Below are 14,214 nucleotides of genomic sequence, written 5' to 3'. Positions count from 1 at the left end.
ACTCCAGGCGCTACGGCGAACCACGGCCCTCGCGCGGGGGCGTGCATTGTGCCGTGCCGGGCACCGGCTGGTAGCGCTGGTAACCGGTCTGCGTATCCATGCCAAGCAGATCGCCGTTGCCCAGCTGGCGCAGGACAAGGGTTTCGCCGTCCTGCTGAAGGTGGATGGCGCCGTCTTCCAGTCGGCCGCGCGTGCCATCGCCGAAGTCGAGCCTGTCGATCGCGCCGCCATCGGCCTGATAGCGGCCACAGGGCACTTGCTGGAGAGGCACGAGGCGTAGATCGGTGCCGAGTTCACGCAATGGCGCACTACGTTCGCAGGCACTGGCGCGCCCAGCATCGCAGACCACCTGCAGCGCCTGCACGGCCAGCGCGGGTTCCAGCGCGATCAACTGCTGCTCGGCAACCTCGGTGCAGAAGCGACCACCGCGCTGGTGCAGGCAGAGCCGCTGCAGCGTGGTGCGCTGCGCGGCAGGCAATGGCGCGTCCTGCTGCCCGGCTGCGGCGGCGGGTGCAGCGAGAAAGTGGCGCAACAGCGCCGAGCACCCGGCGCCGACGCTTTCCTCGCACGCGCGTTGCGCCTGTTCCGGCGGCGCATCCGCGAGCCGCGCAATGCACAGCGCAGGTTGGCCCAGGCAGCCGTCGGTGACGGGCGCAGGGGCGCGCTGGCAGGCCTGGGGTCGATGCAACTCGAAGTCGGTCATGCCGTCGTTGATATGCGCCCCGTCAGCAGCCACGCTGATGGCGGTGGATACACCGTCGTCGAGAAATACCAGGCGCAGATCGCCGCCGCTGCGGTCGATGCGCACAGGCGCGTGTTCCTGGCCTTCCAGAGCGCGATAACCGGCAGCGGATGATTCGAACACCAGCGCCATGGCGCCCTCGGTGCTGCGGTACTCGCCACATCGCAACGCGTCGGCGGACGCAGGTTGCGCGGCGAACAGCAGCAGTGCGGGGAGCAGGGTCAGCACGCGCATGCGACGGTCCTTGTCCAGCGGGAATCGGATGGGGCTCAGCGGAAGCGCGAGCGGATGTCCGGCCTCAACAGGCGCCAGGCCAGCCAGCCCTGCAGGCCGAGGAACAGGATCGAGGTACCGACCACGATGAAGGTGACCATCCAGCGCCGCGGCTGCAGCTCCTGCTGCAGGGCCGGGTCATCGGCCAGCAGTGCGATGAGATCGCGCATGCACGCGTCCAGCCACCAGGCGATCGCGAAGTTGGCCAGTGCGCTCAGCAGCAACAGCGCCACGAAGCCCCACAGGCCCCAGCGGCGTTCGCGCAGCAGGCCCCAGCTGGCTGCGGTCGAGACCAGGCAGGCCAGCGCGATGATCATCGAGGCGCCCACCGGGTGGGCCAGCAGCCAGGTGACGCTGTGCACCCGGTGCGCCTGCGCCATTCCGGCGAGCGACTGCCACAGCGGGGTGCCGTGCAGTGGCCACAACAGCAGCGCCTGCAGCACGAAGTAGAGCGTCAGCAGCAGGCACAGCCAGAACGACGCCTGCGCCATCGGGCGCACCCAGGCGTGAGCGGGTGGCGTGGTGCGGGTGGGAAGCGGCGGGAGCGGCACTGACATCCGATGTCCTTGCAGTCGGCGCCCGCCTGCTCAGCGGGCCGTCACCCGGGTGGCGACCGCCGGCAGGATATGGTGTTCGCTCAAGGGTGCCAAGGGCAGGCCATGCGGTGGTTGCAGCGGCACCCAGGCCAGTTCGGCAATTTCGGCGCGCGCCTGCGGCGTGCCGTCCACCTGCACCCACCACGCCTGGGCCTGCACGCGGTGGCCGGGCTCGTTCACCGCCCAGTCCTCGAAGGTGCCCAGCGCGATGGCAGCATCGGCGCACAGCCGTACGCCCAGTTCTTCGTCCAGCTCGCGCGCCAGCGCCTGCAACGGTGCTTCGCCGGGTTCTGGCTTGCCACCGGGCTGGATGAAGCGGCGGGCACCGTGCTTGCGCACCAGCAGTGCCCGGCCGCGGTCATCCAGGATGACCGCGGCCACGATCCGGATCGTGCCCGCGGCGTTGCTCACTTCAGGTTCTGCTCGAACAGCTTGAGGATGCGCTTGTACTGGTCCAGCCAGGAATCGGCACGCACGTAGCCGTGGCGTTCCAGCGGGTACGGTGCGATCGACCAGTTGTCCTTGTGCAGTTCGATCAGGCGCTGGGTCAGGTTCACCGAGTCCTGGAAGAACACGTTGTCATCCATCATGCCGTGGGCGATCAGCAGGTTGTCCTGCAGGTTCTGCGCGTACTCGATCGGCGAGGACACGCGGTACGCCTCCGGATCGATGTCCGGGGTGTTGAGGATGTTGCTGGTGTAGCCGTGGTTGTAGTTGTGCCAGTCGACCACCGGGCGCAGCGCGGCGCCGGCCTTGAACGTGCCCGGTGCACGGAACAGCGCCATGAAGGTCATGAAGCCGCCGTAGGAGCCGCCGTAGATGCCGGCGTGGTCACGGTCGCCCTGCTGGGTGTCGACCAGCCAGTCCAGGCCATCCTTGTAGTCTTCAAGTTCCGGGTGGCCCATGTTGCGGTAGATGGCCGTGCGCCAGTCGCGGCCGTAGCCCTCGCTGCCGCGGTAATCCATGTCCAGCACGATGTAGCCCTTCTGCACCAGCAGGTTGTGGAACATCTGCTCGCGGAAGTAGGCCGGGTAGCGCTGGTGCACGTTCTGCAGGTAGCCGGCGCCGTGCACGAACATCACGATCGGGTACTTCTTCCCCGGTTCCTTGTTTTCCGGCTCGTAGTACTTGGCCCAGACCACGCCCGCACCGTGCCTGGACGGTACCGCGACCAGCTTCGGCTGGATCCACTGGCGTGCCTTGTAGTCGGCGGTGCGGGTGTCGGTCAGCACGCGTGCCTGGCCGCCGGTGCTGGGCAGCACCGCCAGCTGCGGCGGCAGGTAGGCACCGGAGTAACGCACCAGCAGCTGCTGGCCATCCGGCGACAGCGAGAAGTCTTCCACGCCATTGAGGCTGGTCAGCTCGCGTACCTGGCGGTTGCCGGTGTCGACCGCGCAGACTTCGTAGTCATGCGGCGCCTGCTGGTTGCACAGGAAATAGAAGCCCTTGCCATCAGCCGACGGCACCGGTGCCGAGGTTTCCCACTTGCCGCTGGTCAGCGCCTGCGGCTTGGCGGTGCCGGCCTGGGTGTACAGGTGCGAGAAGCCCGATTCCTCGGACAGCAGCCACAGCGTGCGGCCATCGGCCATCCAGCCGAAATCGTTGAAGCCCCAGTTGATCCAGGCGTTGTCGGTCAGGCGGTGGCGGTTCTGCACGCGACCGTCGGCGGCATTGACGCTGATGATCCAGCGGTCCTTGTTGTCGTTGGCACGCAGCATCACCGCGGCCTGCTGGCCGTCGGCGCTCCAGCGGATGCCGCCGCCCATGAAGTCGCTCATCACCTGCACGCTGCGCTCGCCCTTCAGCGCATCCTTGCCGGCCTTGCGGCGCAGCTCGGCCAGCGGGTCGGTGCTGATGCCCGGCAGGCTGGACAGCGAGACTTTCTCGGCCTTGCCGGTGCGCACGTCCACGTACCACAGGGTGTGTGGCTCGAAGCCGTTGCGGCCGACGCGGGTGCGGGTGTCCTCGGTTTCCTCGTAGCCCGACTCGGTCACGTACAGCGGCATCTTGCTGGTGCGGCCGTCGTCGAAGTCCTTCGGCTTGGTCACCACAATCAGGTGGGTCAGGTCCGGCGACAGCACGCTGTCACCGATCTCGACGTCGGCGCCCAGGTAGACCGGGCCCGGTGCGCGGGTCGGGTCGGCCTGGCGCCAGCGCTGGTCCTGGTCCTTCAATGCCTCGCGCTGCTCGCGGTCGCGGCGCAGGGTTTCCAGCGTGCGCAGCTGCTGGTCGCGCAGCACGTCGGCCTTCGGTGGCGTACGCGGGTCCTTCTCGGCCTTCAGGCTGGCCACCTGCTGCACGCCGCTGGCGGCGGTCCAGTGGAACCAGTTCTGGCCGACGCGCCAGATCACGCCGTTGTCGGCGGCAAAGTTCACGTTGCCCGCGCGCTCGTTGCTGCGGGTGAGCTGGGTCAGCGCGCCGCTGCGCAGGTCGCGCACGAACACATCGCCATTGCGCACGAAGGCGCTGCGGCTGCGGCTGCGGTCGTAGACCGGCTCGGCCACGTCCAGGGTGCCGCGCTGGTCATCGGCCACCTGCGCGGCCACGCCACCGGCCACCGGCTGGCGGAAGGTATCGCGTACCGGGCTGCCGTTGCGCTTGAGCTGGTACTCCACCTGCTGGCTGTTCCACGACCACCAGGCCTTCTCGACCGGCGGACCGATCCAGTCCGGGTCGGCCATGGCCTGTTCGATGGTGATCGGCGTCGGCGCGGCATGCGCAGCCGGTGCGGCCAGCACGGCCGACAGCAGGAGGGACAGGGGCAGCACTCGGGACATGGGCGGACGGCACCAGTAGAGGAAACCGGGCAAGCGTAGCAGCCGCACGGGCCCGGGGCAGGGGCCACAGGTCATGGCAGCGGAATCGGCAAAATGGCCCCCTCCAGGTCGCTGCGACGGCGTGTGCGGCATGATGGCCATTCCGTTCGGATGGAACCGATATGTACTGCTACGACTACAGGATTTCGCTGCGCGTGCAGCACCCAACAGAGGCCGGCGCCGGGATTGCCGCCCGGCTGGATCTGGAACCGGCGTTTTCCCGAGACGTCGGAACCGGATACCGGGATCGCGACGGCAGCCTGATCAGCGGGCATGCGGAGACCCGCGTGGTGTTCGTACTGGAGAGGGGCAAGGACGGCTGGCTGATGGACGCCTGGCCGGCGTTGGTCGATCTCCTGCGGGCACGCGCCGATGTGATCGGGGAACTGCTGCAGGAGGGGGCTTCGATCGGCGTGCGTGTCGGCATCTTTGGAAAGACCGCATGGGCGGGTTTTGTGCTGGATCAGCAGTTGCTGCGACTGTTGGCGGACCTGCAGCTGGGTTTCCAGGTGGAGACCTATTTCCCGGACCCGGCGGACACGCCCGGCGCCAGCGACGAGGTGGCAGGCAGCTAGTGCAACCGGTTGCCGTGGTCGCGCATCCATTCTCCTGAACCCGCATCATCCATCGAACAGGAGCCCGACCATGCAGGAACTGATCCCGATCACCCTCTTCATCTGCATCGCCTACGCGATCCATGCCATTGCCGATGCGCGCGCGCGCAGCAAGCTGGTGGCCCCGCACGTGCCGGAGGAAGTGATCCGCTCGCTGGCCGTGCTGGAAGAAGAGCGGCGCCGCCAGGGGGCGTTGCGCTGGGGCATCAGCCTGGTCTGCCTGGCCCTGGCCATGGCCCTGCTGGAGGCCATCGGTGCGCGTGACCTGACCTTCGGTGCCGCTGCCGCGCTGGTCGGCAGTGCCGGCCTGGGCCAGCTGCTGGCCTGGCACTTCACCCGTCCTGCCGCACGCAAGGGCTGAGCCGGCGCATGCCACGGGCACAGGGGGCGCCCCGCGCATGAGCCTGCTCGGCGAAGCGCTGTCGGCACTGCGGGGCCGTCGCCGCGAGGATACGGCGGCGACGGCGGCTCCCGCCAAAGCGCTGGACGCGGACCAGGCCCTGGTGCGGGCCATCATCGATGGCTCGCAGTCGGCCTTCGCGCAACTGGTTGAAGCCCAGCAGCGCACCTGCGCGCATGTGATCGGACGCATGGTGGGCGACCGCGACCAGGTGGCTGACCTGCTGCAGGAAACCTTCCTGGCCGTGTTCCGCCAGCTGCACCGGTTCCGCTTTGAATCTTCGTTGCGTACCTGGGTTTCGCGGGTGGCCTACACCACTGCACTACAGCACCTGCGCCGGCGGCGGCTGGAGGCGCAATGGATGGTGGCGGTGGAGGTGCCGGAGGAACTGGGGATCGGCGATGAAGGCCCCGGGCCCGCCGAGTTGAGCGAGGCGCTGCAGGCCGGGCGCCAGCTCGGCGCGGCACTGGAACGGCTGAGCGCGCCGCAGCGCCTGATCGTCGGCCTGCATTACCTGGAGGATTTCGATCTGGCCGAGATCGAGCAGGTGACCGGACTGGCACGCGGTACCATCAAGAGCCACCTGCACCGCGCGCGCCAGGTCCTGAAGCAGGAACTGACGCGGCATGCCACTGTCGGAGAGCTGCTGTGAACCCACCCACCGATCCTCGCGATGCGGAAGCGCGCGTGCTGGCACAGGCGTTGCGCGAGCAGGCGCAGCAGGAAGCAACGCCGGATGTGAGCGAGGCGCTGCAGAAGCGCATTGCCGCTGAGTCGCGCGACGGTGGCGTGGGCTATGTGGTGGTGCAGGTGCTGTTGTTTGGCGCGCTGCTGGCTGCAGCGGCCTGGTATTTCTGGCTCTGAGGCGCCCTCCGGGCGGTGGGCCGTTCCAGTCGCCGTTGGCAGATGCCGACCTGGGTCGGCGTTTGGGCGTGTGTGCCAACCAAGGCTGGCAGCTACCAGAACGGTTGACCCCTGCGACAAAGTGAAGCAGCGCGTCACCCGGTCGCATCCCACCTTAACGAAATCCTCCTAAAGTGGTCCGGTATCCCACCGGTCGCAGGCAGGAGGCGTCCCTTGGACGCGTTGTTGTTGTCCCGGATCCAGTTCGGATTCGTCATCAGTTTCCACGTGCTGTTCCCGGCCTTCACCATCGGCACGGCCAGCTGGCTGGCCTTCATCGAATGGCGCTGGCTGCGCACGAAGTTGCCCGTGTGGCGCGAGCTGTATTTCTTCTGGCAGAAGATCTTCGCGGTGTCGTTCGGCATGGGCGTGGTCAGCGGCATCGTCATGGCCTTCCAGTTCGGCACCAACTGGCCGCGGCTGAGCGAGGTGGCCGGTACGGTCATCGGCCCGCTGCTGACCTACGAGGTGCTGACCGCGTTCTTCCTGGAAGCCAGCTTCCTCGGCGTGATGATGTTCGGCTGGGGCCGGGTCTCGCCGCGCCTGCATTTCCTGTCCACCTGCATGGTGGCGCTGGGCACGTTGTTCTCCACGTTCTGGATCCTGTCGTCCAACAGCTGGCTGCATACGCCTGCCGGCTACGAGATGGTCAACGGCATCGTGCATCCGGTGGACTGGTGGCAGGTGGTGTTCAACCCCTCGTTCCCGTACCGCCTGGCGCACATGGCGCTGGGCTCGTTCATCACCACCTGTTTCGTGATTGGTGGCGTCGGTGCGTGGTACCTGCGCAGGGGCCCGCACGTGGAAGCGGGGCGGCGCATGCTGATCGCCGCCGTTGCATTCGCGGCATTGACCGTGCCGGTGCAGATCTTCGTCGGCGACATGCATGGCCTGAACACGCTCAAGCACCAGCCGATGAAGATCGCGGCGATGGAGGCGCACTGGCATGAAACCAAAGAAGGCGAGGGCGTGCCGCTGGTGGTGTTCGCGCTGCCGAACGAGAAGGAAGAGCGGAACGATTTCGAAGTGGCCATTCCGAAGCTGGGCAGCGTGATCCTTACCCACAGCCTGGACGGCACCTTCGATCCGCTCACCTCAGTACCGGCCAGCGAGCGGCCGCCGGTGACGCCGGTGTTCTTCGCCTTCCGCATCATGGTCGGGCTGGGCACGCTGATGCTGCTGTTGGCCTGGGTGTCAGCGTTCCAGCTGTGGCGCAGGAAGCTGCTGGATTCACCGTGGCTGCTGCGCGGATGGAACTGGATGCTGCCGAGTGGCTTCATCGCGCTGCTGTCCGGTTGGTTCGTCACCGAGATGGGGCGCCAGCCGTGGGTGGTCTACGGCGTGCTGCGCACCGCCGATGCGGTTGGCCCCCAGAGCGCGTGGATGACGGCGTTGTCGCTGGGAGTGTACGTGGTCGGCTACGCCTTCGTGTTCGGCTGGGGCATCTGGTACCTGGTGAAGATCCTGCGCCACGGGCCGCAGCCGTATGCCGAGGGGCCGTCGCTGGACCATGGCAGCCATACGCCGGCACGCCCGCTGTCGGCGGCTGACGAACCGCTGGAGGAGCGCTGACATGGACCTGATGACCTGGCTGCCGGTGGCGTGGTTCGCGGTGATCGGCTTCGGCGTGCTGATGTACGTGGTGCTGGACGGCTTCGTGCTCGGCATCGGCATCCTGGCCCCGTTCGCCGAGGACGAGGAGCAGCTGGACCTGATGATGAACACCGCCGCGCCGATCTGGGACGGCAACGAGACCTGGCTGGTACTGGGCGGCGCCGGGCTGCTGGCGGCGTTCCCGAAAGCCTATGCGGTGCTGTTGTCGGCGCTGTACCTGCCGGTGCTGCTGCTGGTGGTGGCGCTGGTGTTCCGCGGCGTGGCGTTCGAGTTCCGCTTCAAGGCACATCGTTCGCGCCGCTTGTGGAGCGTGGGGTTCGGCCTGGGCTCGCTGCTGGCCACCTTTGCCCAGGGCGTGATCCTGGGCACGCTGGTGCAGGGCATCCCGCTGGTGGACGGTGCCTACCAGGGCGGCGCGTTCGCCTGGTTCAGCCCGTTCGCGATGCTGACCGGTGCCGCGCTGGTGGCCGGCTATGCGCTGCTGGGCAGCACCTGGCTGATCCTGAAGACGGAAGGGCGCGTGCAGGCGCTGGCGCGGCAGATGACCCGCCCGCTGGTGGTGGCGGTGATCGCGGCGATGGGCCTGGTGAGCAGCTGGCTGCCGTTCCTCGATTCGCGGTTGATGGACCGCTGGTTCAGCGACGGCAACTTCTGGTGGCTGTCGCCGGTCCCGCTGCTGACCCTGGCGGTGGCGGCCGCGCTGTGGCGCAGCGCGACCCATCCGCGCCGCGACCTGCCGCCGTTCCTGCTCAGCCTGGCCCTGTTCGTGCTCGGCTTCCTTGGCCTGGTGCTGGGCATGTGGCCCTACCTGCTGCCGCCGTCGATGACCCTGTGGCAGGCCGCCGCGCCGGCCTCCTCGCTGGGCTTCACCCTGGTCGGGCTGGTCATTCTGCTGCCGGTCATCCTCGGCTACACGGCGTGGTCGTACCGGGTGTTCCGCGGCAAGGTGCACGCCGACACCGGTTACCACTGATCGTTTGAATGCGGGGCCGGCCGGTGCCGGCCCCCGCGTTGGGGAATGTGAAACCTGCACACCCCGCGCAGGACGTGCTAGCGTGCGCTCCTTTCCGGCGGCCAGGGGGGCAGCCGGCGACGTCCTGGACGGACGCACGGCTGCAGGAATGGGGGGCCGCCGCGCGTCGCCGTAATGGCTCGTGCCTATCGTTCTCCCGTTGAAGCACCATCGCTAAATGATCGAATTCTCCATCGTCGACTGGGCCGCCTGGGCGCCCGGCCTGAGCGAGCGTAGCCAGTGGCTGGGCTGGGCCGATGCGCCGTATCCGCCGCAGGGCGAAGACACGCCGGCGTTGGCCGAGATCCCGGCGATGCAGCGCCGCCGCATCGAGCGGCTGGGCCGGATGGCGATCCAGGCTGCCTGCTGGTGCGAGGACGGGCAGGGCGCTGACAGCCAGGTGCCGCTGGTGTTCGCCAGCCGCCACGGCGACGTGGCCCGTTCGATGGACCTGCTGGGGGCGCTGGCCAGCGATCAGCCCCTGTCCCCCACCGGGTTCGGCCTGTCGGTGCACAACGCGATCGCGGCGCTGTACTCGATCGCCCGCGGCCACCGCGGCAACTACCTGGCGCTGGCCGCCGGCCAGGCCACGGTCGAGACCGCCTGCCTGGAGGCCGCCGGGCTGCTGGCCGATGGTGCCCGCGAAGTGCGGGTGGTGGTCTATGAGTCGCCGCTTCCTGAAATTTACGCGACGTTTGCCGACGAACCCGACCCGTTCTTTGCCTGGTGCTGGCGTTTGACCGCGCCGACAGCGGGCCAGCCGACGCTCTCGCTGCAATGGGAGGCGGCGCCGGAGGCCACCGCCACCGCCCCGGGCACGCTGCCGCACGCGCTGGACCTGCACCGCTTCCTGCTGTCTGGCGCGCCGGCGCTGGAGCACGTGGCCCAGGGCCAGCGCTGGCGCTGGGGACGCCGTGGCTGAGGCGCTGCGCCGCCTCGATCATGCCTGGCGGGTGTTCGGCACCGGCCTGAGCTTCGCCGCATTTGGCGTGGGCGGCCTGCTGCTGGGCGTGCTGGTGATGCCGGTGTTGCTGCTGATGCGCGACCCGGTGGTCCGCCGCCGCCGCGCCCGCCGCGTGGTCCAGGTCGCCTTTGCCAGCCACCTGCGCCTGATGCGTGCGCTGGGGGTGATGACCTACCAGATCGAGGGCGGGGAACGCCTGCAGCGCGACGGTTTGCTGGTTCTGGCCAATCACCCGACCCTGATCGACGTGGTCTGCCTGATCTCGCTGCTGCCCAACGCCGATTGCGTGGTGAAGCGGGCCGTGGCCTGCAACCCGTTCATGCGCGGCCCGGTGCGGGCGGCCGGCTACATCGCCAACGATGACGGGGCCGGCCTGGTCGACGACTGCGTAGCGGCGGTGCATGCCGGCGGTACCCTGGTGATCTTCCCGGAGGGCACCCGCAGCGTGCCGGGCCAACCGCCGCGGCTGCAGCGCGGGGCCGCCAACATCGCCGTCCGCGGCCGGCTGGACATCACCCCGGTACGGATCACCTGCACCCCGCCCACGTTGACCAAGGGACAGAAGTGGTATCGTGTCCCCTCACGTCGCTTTCACGTTCGGCTGCAGATCGGCGAAGATATCCCGATAGCGCCCTTCCTGGCCGATGACGACTCGCCAAGGGGGGATGCCTTGGCAGCACGCCGCGTCACCGAGCACCTTTCTCGTTATTTCGACCTGTCTGGAGATCCGCCCCGTGCAAGCACTTGAGCACGAGATCAAGGAATTGATCATTTCCTCCCTTTCGCTGGAGGACATCACGCCGGAGGACATCGATCCGACCGCGCCGCTGTTCGTCGAGGGCCTCGGCCTGGATTCGATCGACGCGCTGGAACTGGGCCTGGCGCTGCAGAAGAAGTACGGTGTCAGCCTCTCGGCCGATTCGGAAGAAACCCGTCGCCATTTCTCCAGCGTGCGCGCGCTCGGCGAGTTCGTCGCCGCCCGCCAGTCGTAACGGCGCCAGGAATTGCCATGACCAAGAATGAACTGTTCGAACGCATCGTCAGCATCCTGACCGACAGCTTCGAGATCGAAACCGCCCGGATCACCCCCGAGGCCCGCCTGTACGACGACCTGGACATCGACAGCATCGATGCGGTCGACCTGATCGTGCAGCTCAAGCCGCTGCTCGGCCGCAATCTGCAGCCGGAAGCGTTCAAGGCCGTGCGCACCGTGCAGGACATCGTCGATGTCGTGCATGGACTGCTGCCGGACCAGGCAGCCGCCTGACCGCAGCGCCGGCGGCTTCGCCATGGCTCGCGCACGTACCGTCGTGGTGGCAGCGATTTCGCTTGCCTACCCGCTGCTGGTGTACCTGGCGATGGGCCGTTTCGAGCCGCGCTGGCTGTCGCTGCTGCTGTTCACCCTGGCCCTGCTGCGTGCGCTGAGCACGCGACAGCCGCTGTGGTGGGCCGCCGCCGCTGGCACCGGCCTGCTGGCGGTGCTGGCCACCGTGCTCAACCAGGCCCTGCCGCTGAAGCTGTACCCGGCGCTGGTCAACGTGGTGATGCTGGCGGTGTTCGGCACCAGCCTGCGCTTCGGGCCACCGCTGGTGGAGCGCCTGGCGCGGCTGCAGGAGCCGGACCTGCCGCCGTTCGCGGTGGCCTATACCCGCCGCGTCACCCAGGTGTGGTGCGGCTTCTTCGTTCTCAACGGCAGCCTGGCCCTGCTGACCGCGCTGTACGCGTCGGACCGGGTCTGGATGCTCTACAACGGATTGTTGGCGTACGTGATGATGGGCGTGTTGTTCGCAGGGGAGTGGCTGGTGCGGCGGCAGGTGAAGGCGGCGCACGCGCATGGCTGAGTGGATTGCCCTGGACCGGCTGCTGCTGGAGGCACGGCCGCAGCGCAGCGTCGGCCTGTGCGACGGCGAGGTGATCGACCATGCCGGCTTCCGCCAGCGCGTACTGGCCTGGCGCGCCGCCTTTGCGGCCGCCGAAGGCCGCGACTGGGCCCTGTACTTCGATGATGCCGTGGCCTTTGCCGCCGCGCTGTTCGGTGCCTGGCATGCCGGCAAGCGGGTGTTCCTGGCCGCCGACAACCTGCCAGCCACGCTGCAGGCGCTGCAGCCGCAGGTGAGCGGCTTCGCAGGCGACGTGTCCGCCGACTACCGCTCGCTGGTGGCGCTGGACGCCGCGCTGGACGATGAGCTGCAGGCGCTGGACGAGCGCGCCTGCGAGCTGTGCGTGTTCACCTCCGGCAGCACCGGCCAGCCCAGTGCGATCGGCAAGCGCCTGGACCAGCTGGCGCGCGAGGTGGAGGCGCTGCAGGCCGCGTTCGGTGCGCAGATGGAGGGTGTGCAGGTCCATGGCACGGTGTCCCACCAGCACATCTACGGGCTGCTGTTCCGCGTGCTGTGGCCGCTGGCCGCCGGCCGCCTGATTCATCCGCGCCGGTTCTTCCACGAAGACCTGGTGGGTGCGCTGGCCGGTACCGATACGGTGCTGGTGGCGACGCCGGCCCACCTCAAGCGCCTGCCCGGGCAGCTCGACTGGGCCAGCCTGCATGGCCGCCTGCGCGCGGTGTTCTCCTCCGGTGGTCCGCTGCCGGAAGACGCAGCGCGGCAGGTGCGGCAGTGGCTGGGCGTGGCCCCGACCGAGGTCTATGGCAGCAGCGAGACCGGCGGCATCGCCTGGCGCCGCTGGGACATCGACCTGCCGCCGTGGCAGCCGCTGCCGGGCGTGCAGTGGCGCATCGACGATGGCTGCCTGGCGGTGGCCTCGGCGCACCTGGACACTCCCGGTTGGTGGCGCACCCAGGACCGTGTCGAAGCCCTGGTCGACGGCCGCTTCCGCCTGCTGGGCCGGGCCGACCGCATCGTCAAGATCGAGGAACGCCGGGTGTCGCTGGATGCGCTGGAACGCGCGCTGCGCGAAGACGCCGAGGTGGATGACGCGCGCGTGCTGGTGCTGCCCGGGCAGCGCGAGCAGCTGGCCGCCGTGGTGGTGCCGGCCGATCCGGCGCTGCTGGAGGGCGGCGACGCTGCGCGGCGGGCGCTGGGCCAGCGCCTTGGCGCCCGCCTGGCGCATGCGCATGACGCAGTGACCCGGCCGCGTCGCTGGCGCCTGGTGCAGGCGCTGCCGATCAATGCGCAGGGCAAGGTGACCCAGGCCGCGCTGGCGGCGCTGTTCCAGCCGTTGATGCCGGTGCCGGCGTGGGATCACCGCGATGCCGCCAGCGCCACCCTGCGCATGACCCTGGACCCGGCGCTGCGGCCGTTCCAGGGCCACTTCCCGCAGGCGGCAATCCTGCCCGGCGTGGCGCAGCTGGACTGGGCGGTGCGCTTCGCCCGCCAGGCGTTTGTGATGCGGGGCGCGTTCGTGCGCATGGATGCGGTGAAATTCCAGCACGTGGCCCGCCCCGGTGACGAGTTGACCCTGCAGCTGGACTGGGATGCCGCACGCAACGTGCTGGCCTTCCGCTACACCTCCAGCCACGGTGTGCATGCCAGCGGCAGGGTGGTTTTCGCTGATGCGGACTGACCCGGCCGTTGCCGGTGCCGCATTCGCGCCACTGGTGGTGATCCCTGTCTACGACCACGAGCACGCCATCGCGGCGGTGGTCGATGGCGTGCAGGCCGCGGGACTGCCCTGCCTGCTGGTCGACGATGGTTCGCACGATGGGTGCGCGGCGGTGCTGCGCGCTCTGGCACAGCGCCAGGGCGTCGACCTGCTGCGCCTGGACGTCAACCAGGGCAAGGGCGGGGCGATGCTGGCCGGCTTTGCCGAGGCCGGCGCGCGTGGCTACAGCCACGTGCTGCAGATCGATGCCGACGGCCAGCACGATACCACTGACCTGCCACGCTTCATCGAAGCCGCGCGCGCCCATCCCGAGGCGGTGATCTGCGGCATTCCGGCTTACGACGCCAGTGTTCCCAAGGCGCGCCTGTATGGCCGCTACGCCACCCACATCTGGGTCTGGATCAACACGCTGTCGCTGCACCTGCGCGACACCATGTGTGGCTTCCGCGTGTATCCGCTGCCGCCGGTACTGCGCCTGATCGGTGAAGAGACCATCGGCCGGCGCATGGATTTCGATACCGAAGTGATGGTGCGGCTGTACTGGCGGCAATTGCCGGTCGAGCACCTGGCCACGCGTGTGACCTATCCATCCGATGGCGTGTCGCACTTCGATGTGTGGCGCGACAACGTGCGCATCAGCCGCATGCATACCCGCCTGTTCTTCGGCATGCTCTGGCGTGCGCCGCGGCTGCTGTGGCGCCGCCTGCGGGGGCAGCGCTGAG

General features: G+C 68.7%; 17 protein-coding genes. 13 read left to right on the top strand and 4 right to left on the bottom strand.

Going from position 1 to position 14,214, the window contains the following annotated elements; all coding sequences use genetic code 11:
- Positions 1-10: 10 nt before the first annotated feature.
- The 4 genes from AC5P8R_RS17160 to AC5P8R_RS17145 form a co-directional block, all read right to left on the bottom strand.
- On the bottom strand, positions 11-874 hold the full coding sequence (locus AC5P8R_RS17160; protein ID WP_495223660.1) for a hypothetical protein: 864 nt from the start codon (positions 872-874) through the stop codon (positions 11-13).
- A 137-nt stretch (positions 875-1,011) separates the two neighbouring features.
- Positions 1,012-1,572 (bottom strand): hypothetical protein, encoded by a 561-nt coding sequence (locus AC5P8R_RS17155; protein ID WP_014648857.1) that lies wholly within the window; start codon positions 1,570-1,572, stop codon positions 1,012-1,014.
- A 30-nt stretch (positions 1,573-1,602) separates the two neighbouring features.
- Complete coding sequence (locus tag AC5P8R_RS17150) at positions 1,603-2,022, bottom strand: NUDIX hydrolase (protein WP_069117644.1); 420 nt, start codon at positions 2,020-2,022, stop codon at positions 1,603-1,605.
- Positions 2,019-4,388: a S9 family peptidase gene (locus AC5P8R_RS17145; RefSeq protein ID WP_481453671.1), complete on the bottom strand. Its 2,370-nt coding sequence runs from the start codon at positions 4,386-4,388 to the stop codon at positions 2,019-2,021. Before AC5P8R_RS17145 ends, AC5P8R_RS17150 begins: the two co-directional genes overlap by 4 nt.
- 161 nt (positions 4,389-4,549) lie before the next feature.
- On the opposite strand from AC5P8R_RS17145, the gene AC5P8R_RS17140 reads away from it, so the two are divergent.
- The 13 genes from AC5P8R_RS17140 (at position 4,550) to AC5P8R_RS17080 (ending at position 14,213) form a co-directional block, all read left to right on the top strand.
- On the top strand, positions 4,550-5,002 hold the full coding sequence (locus tag AC5P8R_RS17140) for a hypothetical protein (protein ID WP_014648854.1): 453 nt from the start codon (positions 4,550-4,552) through the stop codon (positions 5,000-5,002).
- A 70-nt stretch (positions 5,003-5,072) separates the two neighbouring features.
- A complete protein-coding gene (locus AC5P8R_RS17135; RefSeq protein WP_005414880.1) occupies positions 5,073-5,402 on the top strand; it encodes a hypothetical protein in 330 nt (109 codons plus the stop codon).
- A 37-nt stretch (positions 5,403-5,439) separates the two neighbouring features.
- Positions 5,440-6,093, top strand: a complete 654-nt coding sequence (locus AC5P8R_RS17130; protein ID WP_495223659.1) for an RNA polymerase sigma factor — start codon at positions 5,440-5,442, stop codon at positions 6,091-6,093.
- Complete coding sequence (locus AC5P8R_RS17125) at positions 6,090-6,305, top strand: hypothetical protein (RefSeq protein WP_014648852.1); 216 nt, start codon at positions 6,090-6,092, stop codon at positions 6,303-6,305. Before AC5P8R_RS17130 ends, AC5P8R_RS17125 begins: the two co-directional genes overlap by 4 nt.
- A gap of 213 nt (positions 6,306-6,518) precedes the next feature.
- On the top strand, positions 6,519-7,916 hold the full coding sequence (locus tag AC5P8R_RS17120; protein ID WP_495223658.1) for a cytochrome ubiquinol oxidase subunit I: 1,398 nt from the start codon (positions 6,519-6,521) through the stop codon (positions 7,914-7,916).
- 1 nt (position 7,917) lies between these two features.
- Positions 7,918-8,931: a cytochrome d ubiquinol oxidase subunit II gene (gene cydB / locus AC5P8R_RS17115; RefSeq protein WP_032960627.1), complete on the top strand. Its 1,014-nt coding sequence runs from the start codon at positions 7,918-7,920 to the stop codon at positions 8,929-8,931.
- A gap of 217 nt (positions 8,932-9,148) precedes the next feature.
- Positions 9,149-9,892: a beta-ketoacyl synthase chain length factor gene (locus AC5P8R_RS17110; protein ID WP_014648849.1), complete on the top strand. Its 744-nt coding sequence runs from the start codon at positions 9,149-9,151 to the stop codon at positions 9,890-9,892.
- A complete protein-coding gene (locus AC5P8R_RS17105; RefSeq protein WP_014038937.1) occupies positions 9,885-10,682 on the top strand; it encodes a lysophospholipid acyltransferase family protein in 798 nt (265 codons plus the stop codon). Before AC5P8R_RS17110 ends, AC5P8R_RS17105 begins: the two co-directional genes overlap by 8 nt.
- Positions 10,669-10,926, top strand: a complete 258-nt coding sequence (locus tag AC5P8R_RS17100) for a phosphopantetheine-binding protein (protein WP_005411610.1) — start codon at positions 10,669-10,671, stop codon at positions 10,924-10,926. The genes AC5P8R_RS17105 and AC5P8R_RS17100 overlap by 14 nt, the downstream gene beginning before the upstream one ends.
- A 17-nt stretch (positions 10,927-10,943) precedes the next feature.
- Positions 10,944-11,201 carry an acyl carrier protein gene (locus tag AC5P8R_RS17095; RefSeq protein WP_005411609.1) on the top strand — a complete coding sequence of 86 codons (258 nt, stop codon included), beginning with the start codon at positions 10,944-10,946 and terminating at the stop codon, positions 11,199-11,201.
- Between the two features lie 22 nt (positions 11,202-11,223).
- A complete protein-coding gene (locus tag AC5P8R_RS17090) occupies positions 11,224-11,775 on the top strand; it encodes a COG4648 family protein (RefSeq protein ID WP_046433259.1) in 552 nt (183 codons plus the stop codon).
- The gene (locus tag AC5P8R_RS17085) at positions 11,768-13,453 is read left to right on the top strand and encodes an ApeI family dehydratase (RefSeq protein WP_134809428.1); all 1,686 of its coding nucleotides are present in this window, start codon (positions 11,768-11,770) and stop codon (positions 13,451-13,453) included. Before AC5P8R_RS17090 ends, AC5P8R_RS17085 begins: the two co-directional genes overlap by 8 nt.
- A complete protein-coding gene (locus AC5P8R_RS17080) occupies positions 13,443-14,213 on the top strand; it encodes a glycosyltransferase family 2 protein (RefSeq protein ID WP_014648846.1) in 771 nt (256 codons plus the stop codon). The genes AC5P8R_RS17085 and AC5P8R_RS17080 overlap by 11 nt, the downstream gene beginning before the upstream one ends.
- The last annotated feature ends 1 nt before the right edge of the window (position 14,214 follow it).

The organism is Stenotrophomonas sp. YJH_SMC_73 (genome assembly GCF_059370155.1).
The sequence above is the reverse complement of the archived record's forward strand: the minus strand, read 5'-3'. Positions and strand labels throughout refer to the sequence as shown.